Source organism: Amycolatopsis endophytica (genome assembly GCF_013410405.1).
GTDB classification, from domain to species: domain Bacteria; phylum Actinomycetota; class Actinomycetes; order Mycobacteriales; family Pseudonocardiaceae; genus Amycolatopsis_E; species Amycolatopsis_E endophytica.
This window is the reverse complement of sequence record NZ_JACCFK010000001.1, coordinates 1,421,649-1,440,356: the sequence shown is the minus strand read 5'-3', so window position 1 is coordinate 1,440,356 and position 18,708 is coordinate 1,421,649. Positions and strand designations below refer to the sequence as shown.

Here is an 18,708-nt window from a genome sequence, read left to right as displayed (position 1 = left end):
GCACCGACGGATCAAGCCAGTTGTTCGCGCGCGACCTTCTTGATCTCCATCTGCTGGGACGAGCGCACCAGCTGCCGCACGTAGGGGTCCAGTTCTTGGCTGTCCTCGATGACGACGTCGAGGGGACCGGAAAACAGCATCTTCCCGTGCCGTAGCACGATGACATCGTCAGCGAGTGCCCTCGCCACCGCCAGGTCATGGGTGACGACGATGCAAGCAAACAGGTGTTCCTCCTGCAACTCGAGCAGAAGGTTGACGATCTGGGCCTGCACCGAGACGTCGAGCGCGGACGTGGGTTCGTCACACAGCAGCACTTCAGGGGATGAGGCGAGCGCACGGGCGATGACGATCCGCTGGAGCTGACCGCCCGAAAACGCTCTCGGGCGATCCTTGCGGCGTGCTGGATCGATGCCAACCGAGGCCATCAGCTCCGCCACGCGTACGCGACGCTCGCGCCGGCGGAGCTTCCTCAGTGGCTCGGAAATGCTCCATCCGACGCTTCGGACGGGATTCAGGGCGTCAGCGGGGTTCTGGAACACCATTTGAACCGGGCTGGTGTTGCCGTGCCGGGGTGGAGCAACCTGGCGGCCGTTGATCGCAACTGAACCCCGCGTCGGCTTCTCGAGCCCGGCGACGCACCGGATCAACGTCGACTTCCCCGCGCCGCTTTCGCCGATTACTGCGGTGGTCATCCCGCGTTTCACCGCGAACTCGACAGAATCGAGCGCATGCCGCACCATGCCCTTCCGATTCCGGAAATCTTTGGTCAGGGAATTGATGCGTATCGTCGCAGTCTCGACCATCGTGTCCGTCAGATTTCGCACGTCCGGCCCTCTCGTCGGGGATGGTGGCACGCGTAGCCACGATCGTGGTCATTGGTGAGCAGGGGACGCTCGTCTCCGCAGTGGTCCTGCGCGTCGGGGCATCGCGGGTGGAACGAGCATCCCGAAGGCCAGTTGCCCGGCGAAGGTGGCTCGCCGGCAATCACCGGCAGCCGGATGCGGGAGGGGCGGTCAAGGGTGAGTCCGCAGTTCAGCAGCGTGGCTGTATACGGATGAGTGGGAGCCGAGATGACCGCAGTCATCGATCCGTACTCGACCAGCCGCCCGGCGTACACGATCGCGATACTGTCGCAGTACCTGCTGACGAGTCCCAGATCGTGTGAGACCAGAAGCGCGGCCATTCCCGATTCTTCGGCTATCGATCGGAGCAGCCGTAGCGCTTCGACGCGAAGGTTCGCATCCAGGGCGGAGGTCGGTTCGTCGACCACGATCAACTTCGGTCTCGGCATGAGCGTCAGCGCCAGGGCCAGACGTTGCGCCATTCCGCCCGACAGTTCGTGCGGGTAGAGCTGGAACAGTTCGTCCGTGTCCGACAGACCCAGGTACTCGCACAGCTCACGGGCGCGATAAGTGGCCTCGCGCCGCGTCATCAGGCGTTTGTGCACGACGGACTCGATCAGCTGGCGCCCGACACGGTGCATCGGATCGAATGCCGCTGCCGGGTTCTGGAGCATGAGTCCAGTCGAAGTACCGAGAAGGTGTGTTACCTCTTCCGGGTGATCCAGCGCGTGCCAGGTGCGGCCATCGAAGCTGACCTTCCCACTGGCTCGGAGGGTCCGTGGCAAAAGCCCCAGTACCGCGCGTGCTGTGAGGGTTTTCCCGGCTCCCGTCTCCCCGAGGAGACCGAGCAGGTGACCGGCCGACACCTCGAAGGTCATCCCGGAAACCAGGCGCGTGCCGTTCGGCGTGACGATTTCGAGATCCTGGACCTGGAGCGCGGGACTGGTCATGTGAGGCCTCCGGAGTCGAGGTGGAACCGGTCACGCAGGCCGTCACCGATGAGATTCGCCGAGACGACGAGCAGGATGATCACCAGGCCGGGTACGGTCGCGATCCACCATGCCCCGACCAACTGGTCCCGGCCCTGGGAAATCATGTAGCCCAGGCTCGCGGTCGGCGGCTGGAAACCGAGTCCGAGGAAGGACAGTGCGCTCTCGGACAGGACTACGAATCCGACGTGGAGTGACGCGTACACGATGATGGGTGTCCCGGCCGCGGGAATGAGATGTCCGAACAGGATGCCAATGCGACGTGTACCCGCCAGGCGTGCCGCGGCGACATAACCGCGTTCGCGGTCGACGAGGACGTTCGCCCGCACCAGTCGCGCGTAAGGCACCCATCCGACCGAGGACAACAGGACAACCATTGTGGTGTAGCTCGGCTGGATGACCATGGAAGCCGCGAGGAAGATCAGGAGGGGCGGAACGGCGAGCTGCAGGTCGACGAGCCGCATCAGCACGGCGTCGACCCAACCGCCGGTGTAGGCGGCATATGCGCCGATCAGTACACCGAGCAGAGCGCTGATGAAAACGACCGCGAGCGCAACGGTCAGCGAGGTTGCAACGCCGTAGGCACACCACACCAGGAGGTCGCGGCCGAGGACGTCGGTTCCCAGCAGGTGGTTTCCGGAGAATGGGGCGAGGTAGGACTCCGCGAGTTCCTGTGAATTCGGATCAATCGGCAAGAAACGTGCTACGACAGCGCCGGACGCGAGAGCGCCGATAAGCGTGGCACCCGTACGAAGGGAAGTGCCGCCGGGACGAGTACGACGCTTCGACGCTTTGCTGGTGAGAAGGTTCATGCTTTCACCGTCCGCACACGGGGATCGCTGATCAGGATGAAGATGTCCGCGATCAGGTTGAGTAGTACGTAGAAGGCGGCCACCATGATGATGGTTGCCTGGACCACTGCGAAGTCACGGGTGAGCACAGCCGAGATCAACAGGTTTCCGATACCTGGCCACGAAAAGATGGTTTCCACGATCACGCAGTTCGAGATCAGGTAGCCCAGCTGTAGAGCGGCGAAGTTCACGCCGGGACCCACCATGTTACGAAGTGCGTGACGGTACACGATCAGCCGTTCGCTCAACCCACGTGCCCGCATGGCTTCGACGAAGTCGTTGCCAAGAACGTCGAGCATCTGCCCGCGAAAGACCCGGTACAGCGTCGGGACCGTGGGCAACGCGAGAGTCAGTACTGGCAGTATCAGTGATGACAGGCCGTAGAAACCGAAGCTCGGAAGGAGCTGGAGGTTCGCGGAGAAGATCAGGATGAGCATCAGTCCGAGCCAGAACTCCGGCATTCCCTGCAATGCCCCAATGGTGCGGCGGAGGCCCCGGTCAGCCCGGGATTCACGGTGTCGCGCGCTGAATATTGTCAACACGAGCGCCAGAGCCGAGGCGAGCACGATGGCCAGAATGGCGAGAATGAGGGTGTTCGGTAGAGCAGTCATCACCTCGCCCATGGCATCAGAGCTGGTTCGGTAGGAAATCCCGAAGTCACCTCGAAACATTCCTCCAACGTACTGGACGAAACGTGCGGGCAGCGGTTTGTCGTAACCGAGTTGAGCGTTCAGAGCCGCGCGTTCCTCGGCGGTCATCTGCGGCCCACCGATCACGTCCGCCGGTCTGCCAATGACGTTGGTCAGGAGGAAGCTGATGACGACGGCGCCGAAAACCACTACGACGCTTTGAAGCAACCGGGTCAAGACGAATCGGGTGACCACAGAACCGCCCCTTCGGTCGGCGAATGTCACTGGCTGAGGTAGACCTGGCCGAAGTTGGGTTGGAAACCGTCCTTCGGTGAGCTGTAACCCTGAACCGAGGTGGAGTGGCCGTCGACTTGGACCGAGTTGTAGAGCGGAATCACGGGAAGTTGCTGTGCAAACAATTCCTGGATCTCCGCCAGGAGTCGGAGCCGCTCAGGTCCGTCCGGAGTGGTCAGCATCTTGTTATTGAGATCGTTCATCGCGGCGAACTCCGAAGTTCGCTGGAAGTACTTGGTCGCGAAGAACAACGGACCACCGGTCAACCATCCGAGTTCGCCGGCAACAGCGTGGTAGGGCTTCTGCTGGGGATCGACGATGACCTTGGTGACCTCGGCGAAGGGAATCTGCGTTGCCTTCAGGTTCACGCCGATCTCGGAGAGCATGCCACTGATCGCTTGTTCGACTCGACCGATGTTCTCACCGAGTTCGGGTGACCAGACCGCCTCGAGCTCCACGGGCGTGGTCAGGCCGCTCTGCGCCAGGAGTTCCCGGGCCTTGTTCGGATCGTAGGGGTACTGGGTGGCGGGTTGCTGGTAGCCGTAGACCCCCTCGGGAAGAACGTTGTCCTGGCGCTTCCCAACCCCTCTCAGGATCGATTTGATGATCGCCTCTTTGTCGATCCCGTGGGCGAGCGCCCGACGCAGTACCACGTTGTCGACGGGCCGATGGTTGCTGAAAAGGATCAGCTGGCCCACCCGCCAAAGCGGTTTCTCGGTCACGGCGAGGTTGCCGGCTGACTTGAGGGTGCCCGCATCGCTTGGCGCGACGTTGAATACCAGGTCCACGCTGCCCGAGCGCAGCGCGGCTACCCGGGCGGAGGCGTCCGGGATGATCTGGAACTGGAGTCTTTCCAGGTACGGTCCCGGGCCGCGGAACTGACGGTTCGCGCTCAGCACGAGGCTCTTCGCCGTCGTGTAACTCTCGAAGCGAAACGGCCCGGTTCCTGTCGGAGTTTTGTTCACCGCGTCCGGCCCCTGATCGACGAGGTTCGGGGAAATCATCCGGATCAGAGTGGCGTTCCGGCCCATGTCCGGGAAACTGTCGGGGCTGCTGACCCGTATCACCCGCGGGTTCGTGTCATCGAAAGTCGCGTTCGGCGGAAGGAGCACGCCCCATTGCGTGCCGGACCTCTTGTAGTACTGGAAAGTCTTCTTCACGGCGGAGGAGGTGAGTGGCGCGCCATCGTGAAAGGTGATCCCCTCCCTGAGGTGAAACGTCCATTCCCTGGCGTCGGGTGAGGACTCCCAGCGTTCGGCCAGCACGCCCACGAGGTTCGACGTGTCACCATCGAAACCGAGCAGGCTCTCGTAGACGTTGTGGGAGATGATCGGCAGCGAAACCGCGTTGCCCGCCAGGGAAGGATCGAGGCTCGTCGGGTCGCCGAGGTGGGCGACCCGCAGCGTGCCGGTCGGCTGCGACGGGGGTGGGCCGGCGTTCGTGGCCGACCCCTGCGATCCGACGGAACAGCCGGCGAGCACCGGGACGCCGGCGGACAGCCCAAGGGCCGTCGCGGCGGCGAAACGCAAGGTTTCTCGACGGGTCCAGTAAAACGTCGTGTTCGGGTCCTTGGACATGGTCAGACCTGTTCTTCGAGGATCAGGCGTCCGCGGGTGCGGCATCGCTTGTGGGGATCCAGCCTTGTGTGACGGGGGTGTAGTCGGGTGTGGGGTTGGGGTCTTGGGCGGTGGTGATGGTGGAGTCGAAGTCGTGGTGGGGGTGGTAGTCGAGGAGTTGCGTGGCTTTGTGGGTGGATAGTTCGAAGGCGAGGGTGGCGGGCATGTGGGCGGTGAGCAGGTCGAGGTTGTAGTGCTTGGCGATGACGGTGGCGCCTTCGGTGAAGGTGGTGGTGCGGGGTCCGACGATGTTGAAGTCCTGGTTGATGGCATTGGGGTGGTCGATGGCGGCCAGGGTGCCGGCGACGGTGTCGCGGACGTCGGAGGTGTGGATGGCCCAGGGACGGCCGTCGGGGCCGGTGAGGGCGAGGGCGGGATTGCCGGTGCGGTCGCCGATCTGCTCTTGGAGTGCGCCGAGGAAGTCGTCCCCACCGGCGAGGAGTTGCCAGAGGTTGCTGCGGCGGCCGGCGGTGGTGTGGGTGGCCAGGAACCCGCGGACCCAATCCAGGCGGAACAACGCGACGGCTTCGTTGGGGGCCAGAACCGATCCGTAACGCAGGATGGTGTAGTTCAGGCCGTGCAGTTTCTGGTAGTTACGCACCAACTGCTCGCACAGCACCTTCGAGGTTCCGTAGTAGTCACCCGGGAACTGAGGGTGGTCCTCGGTGATGGGTTCCCGCGGAGCGTGCGCCGGATCGTAGGTGTTGTCCGTGCTGGCGTAGACGAACTGCCGTACCGGCACCGACTGCGACACCGACGCCTCCAGCAAACGCAACGTACCCATCACGTTGACGTCGTAATAACGCTCCACCGACGACTCACCCAGCACCATCTGCGCCGCCAGATGCACCACCACATCCACACCCGCCACCGCACGCGCCAACGCCCCACCATCAGTCAACGACGCCTCCACCACCTCCACACCACCCACCGACAACCGCTCGCCAGGCATCACCATCCCGCGTACCGAGAACCCTTGTGCAACAGCTGCTTTGGCGAGCGTCGATCCGACCCGCCCGGATGCGCCGGTGATGAGAATCTGCGTCACGAGCCACCTCGTAAAGTTGTCCGATAGTTACCTGCCCGAGACGATCCCGGCAGTCTGGGCTCGAAGGTCTCGGGTCACATATGAAATGTCGGTGCCGTCTGATGGAACACAGAGTGAATCGTGTGGTTCGGGCTGTCAAGTGTGGGCCAGGTGGGCTCGCGCCCCTCCGCGTGCTCACCTCAGGGGGACGTCGTGCATCGACGGTTCCACGATTCGTCTTGTGAACTAGGAGGTTTGTCTGCTGAAATACAGGGGTCACGACGGTCGAAGTAGCGGAGGTGTGCCGGATGGGCAGTGCGAGGCCGGAGCGGGCGTCGTCCGACCTCCGCGCGGAACCTGTAGCTCTGGTGACAGGGGCGTCTAGAGGCATCGGCGCGGCAGTCGCCCGCAGGCTTTCCGCCGACGGGATGGCGGTGGTCGTCAACAGCTTCCCCAGTGAACCGATGATCAGTCTTGCGAAGCAGGTGGTGGAAGAGATCCACGATGTCGGTGGCAGGGCCCTTGTGGTCCCCGCGGATGTCACGGAACCTGCCCAGGTCGAATCGATGTTCGACGAATGCGAATCCGAATTCGGTAGCGTGACGACCTTGGTCCTCAACGCTGCGAGCACCGATCGCCACGAATGGACAGACATCTCGCTACGGGAGTGGAATGAGATCTTGGCGGTCAACCTGACGTCGGGCTTCCTCTGCTGCCGAAGGGCGTTTCGCAGTCCGTGTGACGCGGGGGCCAGCGTGATCGTGGTAAGCAGCGTGCTTGCCGAGACCGGCGCGCCGAACGCGTTGCACTACGGAACGACAAAGGCTGGTTTGCTCGGATTCACCCGGTCGCTCGCGCGAGAGGTTGGACCTGCGGGTGCCCGCGTTAATTGTCTACTCCCGGGCGCTATTCAGACTGAAGAGGAACGGGAGTCGTTCGATTCCGAAGACCTGGACCGTACGGTGCTCGCGCATCAGGTCCTGAAGCGACGTGGGCGGCCGGAAGATGTCGCCAACGTGGTGAGTTTTCTCGCTGGTCCGGACAGCTCCTTCCTTACGGGGCAGACGCTACGCGTCGACGCCGGATGGACGATGATGTGACATTGGCGTTGCCTGCGTCGGGTGAAAGACGCTGCCTGCGACAGGCGGTCGGAGTTTCTTGTAATGTCGCGAACTGGCACCCGTAGTTCAGCCCGCCTCGTGGGATTGCTCGGCGGCGGCAAAAAGTGTATGGGTGGCCTGGTTGCCGCACGCCTCAGCGGAGGCGTGGCCTCAAGACGAGGATCTCAAATGACCGCAGACGATTCGCCGACCCGTTCGAGATTCCCCGCACTGATCCCGCAGCCGCATACCGTAATTATTCACGAGCAGATGACGTTTCCCTGCGTTGCTTTCATGTGGCGAGACGTCGCGCCTGAGGTCAGTCGTTACGTCGAAACCGTCCGGGACATCTCTGGAATGCACTCGCACGCGTCCGGCGTGCCGGTTGTACCGATCGACTTCGCGACGAGCCGCCTGCCGGCCGAGCATTACCGCCTGGAGTTACGTGAGGGGTCGATCCGGGTGGAGTACTCGGACCCCCGTGGCGCTCTGCACGCGATTCGTACGTTGGTCGATGTGTGGGACGGCCACGATCGGGCGTGGCTGCCGGTCGCGGATATCGAGGACGGCCCGGAGCTTCCGGTCCGTGGCGTGTTCATCGAGTCATTCGCTGGCACCGATCTCATGGAGCTCAGCGACTGGCAGAACCTCATCGACCGTCTGTCCCAGCTGAAATTGAACACGATGGGGCTGTCCATTTACGGCTGCTGGGACATCCGGCACGGTGACCGGCCCGCGGAGTACCTATTCACTCCGCTCGCCCAGTTTCCGGAACTCAGGACCACGAGCCGGATCACGACCTGGGACCCTGATCGGGAACGGGAGTGCGATCTCGAATACGTGCCGGTTATCTTCGAGCAGGACTTGTTCGCGGACATCTGTGGATATGCGGCCGACCGAGGTGTCGAAGTGGTTCCACATCTCGGTGGGCCAGGGCATTCGACGCTGATTCCCCGGGTAGTGACTGAACTGTCCGCCGTGGGGGCGGATGGGGACCCCACCGGCTACGGGTACTGCCTGTCGCGAACCGACGCGCGGGAGGCGTTGCGTCTCCTGATTCGCAATCTCGTGGACCAGCATTTGCGGCCGAACGGTATTCGCCGCCTCCATGTCGCAGGAGACGAGTACTACCCGATCCGGAACGTGGATCCGCGAGATCGGGAGCGTCTGGTCAGTCCGTACTGCGTGTGCGAAGGTTGCCGGAATCTCGGTCCGGGAGAACTGCTCGTCGAGTATCTGGTGCTCGTCGGCGCCGTCCTCGCGGACTACGGAATCGAGATGGTGCATTGGCACGACACGCTGGTCCGGGAAGGGGTGCTGGACACCTATCTCGATCGGATCGAGGAGCTGGGCCTGCCGACCCCGGCGATCGTCTGGTGGAAGTACAACGATCCGGTTCCCGAACCGTTCGCGACGCGCGTCGAGACCTGGGTCGCACCCACCACCGGGCTGTTCCCGCACCTGTTCGCACAGGACTTCACTCCCAACATCTCCACCGCAGTGCGGAAAGGGGTGATGGGGGGAGCGACTGGAACTTTGGCGTACTGGATTCCCGACGTGGCGGATCACCAGAACGTCGCCTGTTTGGCGGACCTGTCGTGGAACTACGCGGCGTCAGGCGGGGCAGTCGGTTTCCGTCGCCGGTGGAGTCAGTACGTCTCACCCGCTTCGTGGTCCGATGCCGAGCAAGCGTACGACCTGGCCAGCACAGTCAGCGCGTCTTACCCGACAATGATGTACCTGGCCGACCAGATTCTCCCCTATTTCGCCGATTCCGGGGTGCCCACCTCTCAGTATCCGGATGACCTGCTGGTCGCCTTTTCGTCGAGGCAGCCGCCAGTGGCCGATGCTTTGCGGCAAGTCGCGGCGACCTTGCGGGAGGCGACCACTCTCATGCCTCGGGGCGGGGAGGTGCGGTACTGGGCAAATCCGCTCGCCCGGTGGCAGTGCGAAATGCACCGGACCATTGAATCCCTCGAGCTCTTTCTGGACGTGCTCAGACTCGTGAGGCGGCCTGATGATGAGCGGAACGACAGCGCGGAGGTCGACGAGCGTGCGCGCGCTTTGCTGAGGCACGTAGGGCAGACCAAACCTGGGTATCTCGCCCCGGCAGCCCTGCGCGAACATTGGTTGTTCGTGCGTGAAATTGCGGCGTCCGTGCGGCGGCTACGTGCGGTACCGGACGTCGGCGGGCAGGATTCCTGGCACCCCTGGATAGTGTGAGGATTGGTGTATGTCCAACGAGGATGAGGTCTGGCTGCGGGGCGGCTTGATCGCGGACGGAAGCGGCGGCTCGTTGTTCGAGGGAGATGTCGTTCTCCGAGCTGATCGGATTGTCGAGGTCATTCCGGGCGAAGGTCCGGATAGTGGGGCGGGGCGCGTTGTGGACTGCCGGGGAAAGGTTGTCGCCCCCGGGTTCATCGACATACACACGCATTCTGACGCCAGCTTTCTCCTCGACCACTCGGCGCCAAGCAAGATCATGCAGGGCGTTACCACTGAGGTGGTCGGCAACTGCGGATTCTCGGCTTTTCCTGTCGAGCCTTCTCGGCGCGGGCAGCTTGAGGAATTTCTCAAGGGTCTGGGGATTCCGCGGATTCCGACCAGCTGGGTCGACTTTGAAGGTTATGTCAATGCTGTGACCGCCTGCAGGCCCGTTATGAACGTCGCGGCTTTGGTCGGCCACGGCGCACTCCGCATAGCCGCGACCGGATCCGGCAGCGCGAATCTGACCGCTGAATCGCGAGGCAGGATGGTTGCATTGTTGCGGAATGCGCTTGAGCAGGGGGCTTTCGGGCTGTCGACGGGACTCACATACGTGCCGTCGGCTTTCGCCGGCCCAGCCGAACTTCATGAGCTCGGGCGAGTGGTCGCCGAAGCCGACGCGCTGTATGCGACTCACGCGCGTGCCACCACGGGATTCGACGCGTTCGAGGAGGCATTCGAGTTCGGCAGGCAGACTGGAGCGCGCGTGCAGTTCTCCCACGTGGCGCTCAACGATCCGCAGGCCTGGGGTCGCGCGGGGGACGTGCTCGGGAGGTTCGAGGAGGTCGAGAGAGAGGGAGTCGATATCAAGTTCGACATCTACCCCTACAACGCGTCGGCCTCGTCTTTGACGCAGTATCTGCCGGCGTGGCTCCAAGAGGATGGGGAGGAGGCAATTGCCGTTCGGTTGCGTGACAAGAGAGAGTACGAGCGCGCCCGGTCCGGGCTGTCCGAGGGATTGTTCGGAAGTATCCCGTGGGATTGGAACAGGGTCCTCGTTTCTCTCGCCGGCTCCGGAGACGAAGATCTCGAGGGTATGACGGTTCAGGACGCGTCAGCGCGCCGAGGCGTGACACCGGAGGATCTTTGCTTGCGGCTCTGTGCACGGCACGGAAATCGCGCGCAGGTGGTCCTGTTCTACCGGGTCGAATCCGACGTTCGAGCGTTCCTGCAGCACCGACTGGCGATCCTCGGCAGCGACGGAAGCGCACTCTCGGAAACGGCGCCTGGTCGGCCCCACCCCCGCAACTTCGGCGCACACGCGCGGCTCCTGCAGAGGTATGTGGTCGAGGAACAATTCCTCAGCGCGTCGGAGGCGATCTACAAGAGCACGCTCGCCGCCGCCGAACGGGTCGGCATCGCCGACCGCGGCCGCCTTGCTCCTGGAGCGATGGCCGATGTCGCGGTATTTGATCTGCCGAACGTCCGAGAGGTGGGTACCTGGACGGACCCGTGTCGGTTGGCGAGTGGCGTTAGCGACGTGTGGGTCAACGGAACAGCGGTTGTCGCCGGGGGCACGTTCACCGGAGCCTGTCCGGGGCGTGTGCTCACCCGGTGAAGTGGACCGTCGGCGGCATGCCCTTGGCCACTCAGTCGGTGACCTCCTGCGGCTGCGGGTTGGTCGCGATGCCGGCGGCGACCTCGATCAGGCTCTTGGCGGCCCGCTTCACGTCTTGCATCGTGAATCGGGATGCCGGGCCGCTGACGCTGATCGCGGCCGGGAGGTGCGTTGCGAGGAGCGGTGCGGCGACGCAGCGGCCGTCCTCCTCGTTTTCGCCGTTGTCGACCGCGTAGCCGACGCGGCGCACCTTCGCCAGTTCGCTCATGTAGTCGTCGAGCGAGGTGATCGTGTTCGCCGTGCGGGTGGGGAGTCCAGTGGTTTCGAGGAGGTGCCGGACGCGGTCCTCGGGGAGGTGTGCGGCGATGGCCTTGCCCAGAGCCGTGGAGTGCAGCGGGTCGTGATCCCCGCGGGAAGCGGCCAACCGGACGCCGCGGCGGCTTTCCACGATTTCGATGTAGATGATGTGGTCGCCGTCGAGGAGGCCGAGGTTCGCCGTCTCCCCGAACTCGTCCCGCAGCGTCTCCAGCGAGGGGCGGGCGCGCTCGCGCAGGATCTCCAGGTGCCGGGACTGCATGCCGACGAACCCGAGCCCGAGCCGGAACACCCCGCGCTCCTCGTCGCGCTCGACGTAGCGGTGGTTCTCCAGCGTCCACAGGTAGCGGAAGGCCGAGGACTTCGGCAAACCGGTGGTCTGGGCAACCTCGTTCAAGGTGATTCCGTCGACCGACTCCTGTAGCAGATTGAGGATCAGGCAGACCCGTTCGACCGCGCGAACCGAATAGTCGCGCTCTTCGTCCGGCGAACCGCTGTCCGACCGGTTGGCGTCTTCGGGTTCCTGCTTACGGCGCCGAGCCACGGCTTCTCCTCGTTTCGGACGGCAAGTTGGACGTTTCAGATCTTAGTCCGGCCCGAACAGGCGTGTCAGGGGGCCAAGGAAGGTCTGAACCCGACCCCTTGACGGTGCGCACATCGCGGTCGTACCGTGAATCGCAACATAGATTTCTAGTTTCACTAGATGAAACCGCATCGAGAGCCCTGGCGAAATCGGCTCGAGCCGTCCTGGGCTGTGGGAGAGGATCTTCATGCCCAACGACTCGACTCTGCTCAGCGGCCGGTCGGCCGAGTTCAGAAGGCGGGCACTCGAACGCACTCCGGGTGGGGTTCACTCGAACGTCCGGCTCGCCGGTGCGCAGGAGTTCATCGAGCGCGCCAAGGGAGCCTGGCTGTACGGCGTCGACGGCCGAGACTACGTCGACTACCTGCTGGGGCAAGGGCCGAATTTCCTCGGGCACGCGCCGGACCGGGTGATCGACGCGGTCTTCGAAGCCTGCCGCGACGGCGTGATCTTCGGCGGGCAACACGAACTCGAAGTCCGGGCGTCGGAACTGGTATGCCGGGCGGTCGGCTGGGCCGACATGATCCGGTTCGGCGTGTCCGGCACCGAGGCCGTGCAAGGAGCGCTGCGGCTCGCGCGTGGGGTCACTGGGCGCACGAAGGTGGTCCGGTTCGAAGGGCACTACCACGGCTGGCTCGACAACGTCTTGACGGCGCCGCGCGACGGTGCCTGGACCGTCGCGAGCAAGGGGCAGCTTGCGGGTCACCTCGACGATTTCATCGTGTTGCCGTGGAACGACGCTGATCAGGTGGCTGACGCGCTCGAGCGTCACGGTGAGCAGGTTGCTGCCGTCATCATGGAGCCGGTCATGATCAACACGGGGGTTATCGAGCCGCTGCCGAAATTCCTCGAGGCGGTACGGCGGCTGTGCGATGCGCACGGTGTCGTACTGATTTTCGACGAGGTGATCTCCGGTTTCCGGCTTGGTCTCGGTGGGGCAGCCGAGCGCTACGGTGTCCAGCCCGACCTCGCGACCTATGGAAAGGCGATCGCGGGGGGCTTTCCGGTAGCCGCGCTCGTCGGGCGCGAGGGGCTGATGTCCAGGTTCGGCACCGGCGAGGTCAACCACTCCGGGACCTTCAACGGTTCCGTCATGGCGACCGCCGCGGTCGCCGCGACGGTGACGAGCCTACTGGAGGACCCGCCGTACGAGCGGGTGACCAAACACAGCAAGACGCTCATGGTCGGGTTGCGGGATCTCGGTCTCGAACACGACCTGCCGCTGCGGGTCGAAGGTATCCCCGCCGCGTTCCACGTCTCGTTCGGTGAAGCCGAGGTCCGTGACTACCGGACGCTGCAACAGCTTGACTTGGCCCGCTACGAGCGGTTGTCGCGCGATCTGGTCCGTCACGGTCTCTGGGTGGCCGGACGGGGAGTCTGGTACGTGTCGGCCTGCCACGGCGAGGAGGAACTCGATGCCGCACTGACCCGGTTCGAGTCGGCGCTGGCGGACGGGGCCGGCCGGTGACGGGAACCATGAACCGGGACGGCAACACCGCGAAGTTCGCTGCGTTCGTGCGCGCCGGTGATTTCGTGTTCGTTTCCGGTCAGGCCTCGGTCGACGAAGACGGTTCCATCGTGCCCGGCACCTTCGCGGAGGAGATGCACCGATCGCTCGGCAACGTGATCCGCGTGCTCGCCGCCGCCGGGCTCGAACTGTCCGACGTAGTCAAGGTCGGCGCCTACGTCCGCGACGCGGGAGACCTCGCCGAGTTCAACCGGCTCTACACCGAATACTTCACCCATCCGCTTCCCGCGCGGACGACCGTCACCGGCTGCCTCCCGGAGAGCATCAGGTTCGAGGTCGACGTCGTCGCCCATACGGGAGGGTGAGATGCGCTTCGCCACCCTTGGCCTCTACCACGAGGCCAACACGTTCTCTCCGCTCAAGGCCGACCGGCGGCTCTTCGAAAGCGGTGGAGTCGTGCGTGACGCCGAGATCATCAGGGACTACGCCGAATCGGCGACGACGCTCGGCGGATACTTCACGGCGGCTCGGCAGCTGGACATCGACATCGAGCCGATCCTCTTCGCCTTCGTGACGCCGATCGGCGCCATCACCGAGGACGCCTTCGAATGGCTGGTGGGTGAAATGCTCGCCGAGCTCGAGGCCAGGGGCCCGTGGGACGGTGTTCTGCTGAACCTGCACGGTGCGGCCGTGGCGGAACACCTGCCTGACGTGGACGGTGAGATCGCTTCCAGAGTGCGTGCAGTGGTCGGGCCGGACGTTCCCGTCGGCGCTGTCCTCGATCTGCACGCGAACGTGTCCCGGCAGCTGGTCGAGGCGCTTACGGTGACGCTCGTCTACCAGACGAACCCGCACGTGGACGCCAGGGAACGGGGGATCGACTGCACGAAGATGATCGCGGCCACCGTGCGTGGCGAGATCCGGCCCCAGCAGGCGCTGGTGCCGCTGCCCCTGGTCGTGAACATCGCGCGGCAGGACACCGACGAGAAGCCGATGGCCGAGCTGATGGCGAGAGCCCGCGCAATCGCCTCGTGGCCAGGTCTCCTCTCGGCCAGCGTCGTCGAGGGCTTCCCCTACGCGGACGTCCCGCACATGGGAATGTCCTGCATCGCGATCCACGATGGCGGCGAGGCCGAGGCCGAAGCGGCGGCGCAGGAGTTGGCCAGCCAGGTCTGGAAGCACCGCGCGGAGTTGCAGGCCCGGGAGCGTTCCGTGCACGAGGCGCTGGAGCTCGCGGCGCGGGAGCCGTCGGGGCCGGTGGTGTTGCTGGACGTCGGCGACAACATCGGGGGTGGGGCACCGGGTGATTCGACCGTCATCCTGCGCGCCGCGCTGGACAGCGGGGCCCGTCCGTTGGTGCAGACGTTGTCGGACCCGGAATCCGTGCGCCGGTGCATCGAGGCCGGCGTAGGGGCGGGGGTGAACCTCCACGTGGGGGCGAAGAACCCGCACTCCGCCGGCAAACCTGTCGAGGTTCGGGGGACGGTCCGGACGGTGTCCGACGGGCGGTTCGAGGAGCCGACCGCGACGCACGGTGGGTTCCGGTTCTTCGACCAGGGGCCGACGGCGGTGCTCGACACCGTGGAGGGCCACACGCTCGTCCTCGGCTCGAAGGCCGTCATGAACTCCAGCCTGCAGCAGCTCCTCAGCGTCGGCGTCGATCCGGGGCGCTACCACATCGTCGTCGCCAAAGGGGTGAACTCGCCGCGGGCCTCCTACGGCACGATCGCGCGCCGCATGGTCGTCGTCGACACCGAGGGCATCACCGCGATGAACCTGGAGCGGTTCACCTACCAGCACCGGCGCAAGCCGTTGTACCCCTTCGAAGCAGCGGAATTCCCGGAGTAGACGGATGAAACTGATGCAGGTGGGCGATCCCGGCCGGGAACGTCCCGTCGTGCTGGAAGACGGCCGCCACTACGACCTGGCGCCGCTGACCCCCGCCGTTGACGGGCCCTTCCTGGCGCGCGACGGGGTGCGCCGGGTGCGGACGGCGCTCGCGGACGGTGTGCTGCGCGAGATCGACGTGGTCGGGATGCGGATCGGGGCGCCGATCACCCGGCCGGGCGCCGTTCTGTGCATCGGGCAGAACTACGCGGCCCACGCGGCCGAGACCGGTGATCCGCCGCCCGCCGAGCCGATCCTGTTCCACAAGTCGCCCAACACGGTCGTCGGCCCGTACGACCAGGTGCTGATCCCCCGCGGATCGGAGCGCACCGACTGGGAGGTCGAACTCGGCGTCGTCATCGGGAAGCGCGCGCGATACCTGGAAGCGCTTTCCGACGCCCGCGCGTGCATCGCCGGGTACATCACCTCCGACGACGTCTCCGAACGGTCCTTCCAGCTCGGCAGGCCCGGCGGTCAGTGGTCCAAGGGCAAGTCGTGTGAGACGTTCAACCCGGTAGGGCCGTGGCTGGTTCCCGCGGACGAGGTGCCAGACCCGCAGGTGCTGGAGATCCGCTCGTGGGTCAACGGCGAACCCCGCCAGGACTCGAAGACCTCGGACATGGTCTTCACCGTCGACGAGATCATCTGGCACCTCTCCCAGTTCCTGGTGCTGGAACCGGGCGACCTGGTGAACACCGGCACCCCCGAGGGCGTCGCGCTGTCCGGCCGCTTCGCCTACCTACGGGCCGGCGATGTCGTCGAGACCGAGGTGTCCGGCCTCGGACGCCAGCGCAACGAGTGCGGCCAGGCCTGATGGCCCTCGACCGTGACTTCGCCGGCGCACTGGCCGACGTGGTCGGTGCCGGTCACGTCCACCAGGCGCCCGGTGACCTCGCGGTCTACGCCAGGGACGCGACCCCGCTGTTCCACCAGGTGCCGGACGCGGTGGTCTTCCCGGCCACCACCGAGCAGGTCGCCCGCGTCCTGAGGCTGGCCACCGCACACCGGGTTCCGGTCGTGCCGCGTGGCGCGGGCTCCAACCTGTGCGCGGCCACCGTGCCGGTGCGCGGCGGGATCGTCCTCGCGCTGACCCGAATGACGCAGATCCTGGAAATCAGCACGGACGAGTTGCTCGCGCGGGTCCAGCCGGGCGTGACGACGGCGCGGCTCGCAGACGCCGCCACCGCCCGCAACCTCCTCTACGCGCCAGATCCGGGAAGCCGCACGACCGCTACGGTCGGTGGCAACATCGCCACGTGCGCCGGCGGGCTGCGCGGACTGAAGTACGGCGTGACCCGCAACTACGTGCTCGGCCTGGAAGCGGTCCTGCCCACCGGTGAGGTCGTGCGCACCGGCGGTCGCCTGTGGAAGGACGTCGCCGGATACGACCTGACCCGGCTGCTCACCGGCTCGGAGGGCACGCTCGCCGTGATCACCGAGGCGACCGTGGCGCTGCTGCCCGCGCCCGCCGAGAGCAACACCGGCGTCGCCTACTTCGAATCGCTCACCGAGGCGTCCCGTGCCGTCGGCGCGATCATCTCGGCGGGGATTGTGCCGGCCACGCTGGAGTTCCTCGACCGCAAGTGCGTCGCCGTGGTGGAGGAGTACGCAGGTCTCGGGTTGCGTCTGGATGCCGGCGCGCTGCTGCTGTTCGGGGAAGACGGTCCGCTTGCGACGGTCGCGGCGAACATGCTGCGCATGCGCCAGATCTGCGCGGAGACCGGTGCACTCGAAGTCACCGTGGCCGAGGATATCGTGCGCTCCGAAGCGCTGCTGGCGGCGCGCCGGTGTTCATTGCCCGCGCTGTCCCGGCTCGGGTCGCTGACGGTGCTGGAGGACGTGACAGTGCCGCGACCGCGGATGCCCGAGATGGTCGGGCGGATCGACGAGATCGCGGACCGGTTCGATCTGCAGATCGCGACGTTCGGTCACGCGGGTGACGGCAACCTGCACCCGACGTGCGTGCTGGACCCGGACGACGAGGACGCCGTCGGCCGGGTGCACAAGGCGTTCGCCGAGGTGTTCCGTGCCGCGATCCGGCTCGACGGCACGATCACCGGCGAGCACGGCGTCGGCTCGGCGAAACTGCCGTTCCTCGCCGACCGGCTCGGCGCGACCCAGCTCGGCCTGCTGCGCAGGATCAAGACCGCGTTCGACCCGGCGGGCATCCTCAACCCCGGAAAGCTCGGTTCATGATCTTCTCCAAAACCCTGCTGGACCGGTGCATCTCCTGCGGCTACTGTCTGCCGGCCTGCCCGACGTACGCGATGACGGGCGACGAGGCATCCTCGCCGCGCGGCCGGATCTCGCTGATGCGGGCACTGGAAACCGGTCATCTGGAGGACGACGATCCGACCCTGGCCGAACAGGCTTCGTTCTGCCTCGGGTGCCGGGCGTGCGAGCCGGTGTGCCCGGCCGGCGTCGAGTACGGGAACCTGCTGGAAGAGTGGCGGGACCACCAGTGGAGCGGGCGCCGCAGCCCACTGCCCGCGCGGCTGCTGATGGCGTTGGTCTCACGGTCGTGGCTGGTGCGGGCGCAGGGTTTGGTGCGACGGCACGCGAGGACGGTGACTAGCGCGAGCGGGCCGTCGCTCATGCTCGGCTGTGTGGAACGCGGGTTGTTTCCTCGCGTGTCCCACGCGGCGCGGAAACTGGCTCCCGGGTTGTCCGTGCCGAAACGCCAGGGCTGTTGTGGCGCGCTGCATGCGCACAACGGCGATTCCGGAACCGGGGAGCGCATGGCGAAGTCTCTCGGCGACGCCCTGCCCGGCACGATCGTCACCACGTCCGGCGGATGCGCCGCGCACCTGGCGGCCCACGTGGGCCGGCCGCGGGTCCGCGAGCTGAGTGAGTACCTCGTCGAGCACGACCACCTGCCCAGCGGGCGGCTGCTCGTCGACGGCCGCGTGGCGCGGGTCGCGTTGCAGGACTCGTGCCACCTCCGCAACGGGCTCGGCATTTCGCGGCAGCCGCGCGAGTTGATCAGGGCCGTCGCGGAGTACGTCGAACTGCCGTCGGCGGGCGCGTGCTGCGGCGCGGCGGGCACCTATTCGATCTTACGGCCGCGGGAAAGCGGCGAAATCCTGTCGGTGAAAATCGACGAAATCGAGGCCGCCGAGGTCGATTTCGTGGTCGCGGTCAACCCGGGTTGTCTCCGGCAACTGAAGACTGGCCTGCGGAAACGGGGTTCGCGCGTGCGCGCGGTGCACCTCGCCGAACTCCTCGTGATCGTTCCGAGATAGGCACACCGTGTGCGGTAGACCGACTTGTCCGATCGGCTCTTC

At 65.5% G+C, this 18,708-nt stretch carries 16 protein-coding genes; 9 read left to right on the top strand and 7 right to left on the bottom strand.

The window, feature by feature from the left end:
- Nucleotides 1-11 precede the first annotated feature (11 nt).
- From HNR02_RS07140 to HNR02_RS36050, 6 genes are read right to left on the bottom strand one after another with little or no spacing between them, the layout of a single operon-like run.
- On the bottom strand, nucleotides 12-824 hold the full coding sequence (locus HNR02_RS07140) for an ABC transporter ATP-binding protein (protein ID WP_179772393.1): 813 nt from the start codon (nucleotides 822-824) through the stop codon (nucleotides 12-14).
- Complete coding sequence (locus HNR02_RS07135) at nucleotides 812-1,792, bottom strand: ABC transporter ATP-binding protein (protein ID WP_179772392.1); 981 nt, start codon at nucleotides 1,790-1,792, stop codon at nucleotides 812-814. Before HNR02_RS07135 ends, HNR02_RS07140 begins: the two co-directional genes overlap by 13 nt.
- Entirely contained in the window at nucleotides 1,789-2,643 is an 855-nt protein-coding gene (locus tag HNR02_RS07130) for an ABC transporter permease (RefSeq protein WP_179772391.1), read from the bottom strand. The genes HNR02_RS07135 and HNR02_RS07130 overlap by 4 nt, the downstream gene beginning before the upstream one ends.
- Nucleotides 2,640-3,596 (bottom strand): ABC transporter permease, encoded by a 957-nt coding sequence (locus tag HNR02_RS07125; protein WP_179772390.1) that lies wholly within the window; start codon nucleotides 3,594-3,596, stop codon nucleotides 2,640-2,642. Before HNR02_RS07125 ends, HNR02_RS07130 begins: the two co-directional genes overlap by 4 nt.
- Nucleotides 3,593-5,182 (bottom strand): ABC transporter substrate-binding protein, encoded by a 1,590-nt coding sequence (locus tag HNR02_RS07120; protein ID WP_179772389.1) that lies wholly within the window; start codon nucleotides 5,180-5,182, stop codon nucleotides 3,593-3,595. Before HNR02_RS07120 ends, HNR02_RS07125 begins: the two co-directional genes overlap by 4 nt.
- 22 nt (nucleotides 5,183-5,204) lie before the next feature.
- Nucleotides 5,205-6,269, bottom strand: a complete 1,065-nt coding sequence (locus HNR02_RS36050; RefSeq protein ID WP_179772388.1) for an NAD-dependent epimerase/dehydratase family protein — start codon at nucleotides 6,267-6,269, stop codon at nucleotides 5,205-5,207.
- A gap of 287 nt (nucleotides 6,270-6,556) precedes the next feature.
- Between HNR02_RS36050 and HNR02_RS07110 the strand changes: the two genes are divergently transcribed.
- The 3 genes from HNR02_RS07110 to HNR02_RS07100 all read left to right on the top strand — a co-directional run bounded on the left by HNR02_RS07110 (nucleotide 6,557) and on the right by HNR02_RS07100 (nucleotide 11,171).
- Complete coding sequence (locus tag HNR02_RS07110; RefSeq protein ID WP_179772387.1) at nucleotides 6,557-7,348, top strand: SDR family NAD(P)-dependent oxidoreductase; 792 nt, start codon at nucleotides 6,557-6,559, stop codon at nucleotides 7,346-7,348.
- Between the two features lie 189 nt (nucleotides 7,349-7,537).
- Nucleotides 7,538-9,571 (top strand): glycoside hydrolase family 20 zincin-like fold domain-containing protein, encoded by a 2,034-nt coding sequence (locus tag HNR02_RS07105; RefSeq protein WP_179772386.1) that lies wholly within the window; start codon nucleotides 7,538-7,540, stop codon nucleotides 9,569-9,571.
- Nucleotides 9,572-9,581: 10 nt separating this feature from the next.
- Entirely contained in the window at nucleotides 9,582-11,171 is a 1,590-nt protein-coding gene (locus tag HNR02_RS07100; RefSeq protein WP_179772385.1) for an N-acyl-D-amino-acid deacylase family protein, read from the top strand.
- A gap of 31 nt (nucleotides 11,172-11,202) precedes the next feature.
- Here the strand turns inward: HNR02_RS07100 and HNR02_RS07095 are convergent, their stop codons facing one another.
- Complete coding sequence (locus HNR02_RS07095; RefSeq protein ID WP_179772384.1) at nucleotides 11,203-12,030, bottom strand: IclR family transcriptional regulator; 828 nt, start codon at nucleotides 12,028-12,030, stop codon at nucleotides 11,203-11,205.
- A 226-nt stretch (nucleotides 12,031-12,256) separates the two neighbouring features.
- Between HNR02_RS07095 and HNR02_RS07090 the strand changes: the two genes are divergently transcribed.
- The 6 genes from HNR02_RS07090 to HNR02_RS07065 are packed head-to-tail and all read left to right on the top strand — an operon-like array spanning nucleotide 12,257 to nucleotide 18,666.
- Complete coding sequence (locus HNR02_RS07090) at nucleotides 12,257-13,537, top strand: aspartate aminotransferase family protein (RefSeq protein WP_179772383.1); 1,281 nt, start codon at nucleotides 12,257-12,259, stop codon at nucleotides 13,535-13,537.
- Nucleotides 13,534-13,902 carry a RidA family protein gene (locus tag HNR02_RS07085; RefSeq protein ID WP_312860928.1) on the top strand — a complete coding sequence of 123 codons (369 nt, stop codon included), beginning with the start codon at nucleotides 13,534-13,536 and terminating at the stop codon, nucleotides 13,900-13,902. Before HNR02_RS07090 ends, HNR02_RS07085 begins: the two co-directional genes overlap by 4 nt.
- A 1-nt stretch (nucleotide 13,903) precedes the next feature.
- Nucleotides 13,904-15,385 (top strand): M81 family metallopeptidase, encoded by a 1,482-nt coding sequence (locus HNR02_RS07080; RefSeq protein ID WP_179772382.1) that lies wholly within the window; start codon nucleotides 13,904-13,906, stop codon nucleotides 15,383-15,385.
- A 4-nt stretch (nucleotides 15,386-15,389) separates the two neighbouring features.
- A complete protein-coding gene (locus tag HNR02_RS07075; protein WP_179772381.1) occupies nucleotides 15,390-16,238 on the top strand; it encodes a fumarylacetoacetate hydrolase family protein in 849 nt (282 codons plus the stop codon).
- The gene (locus HNR02_RS07070; RefSeq protein WP_179772380.1) at nucleotides 16,238-17,620 is read left to right on the top strand and encodes an FAD-binding oxidoreductase; all 1,383 of its coding nucleotides are present in this window, start codon (nucleotides 16,238-16,240) and stop codon (nucleotides 17,618-17,620) included. The genes HNR02_RS07075 and HNR02_RS07070 overlap by 1 nt, the downstream gene beginning before the upstream one ends.
- Nucleotides 17,617-18,666, top strand: a complete 1,050-nt coding sequence (locus tag HNR02_RS07065; RefSeq protein ID WP_179772379.1) for a (Fe-S)-binding protein — start codon at nucleotides 17,617-17,619, stop codon at nucleotides 18,664-18,666. Before HNR02_RS07070 ends, HNR02_RS07065 begins: the two co-directional genes overlap by 4 nt.
- The last annotated feature ends 42 nt before the right edge of the window (nucleotides 18,667-18,708 follow it).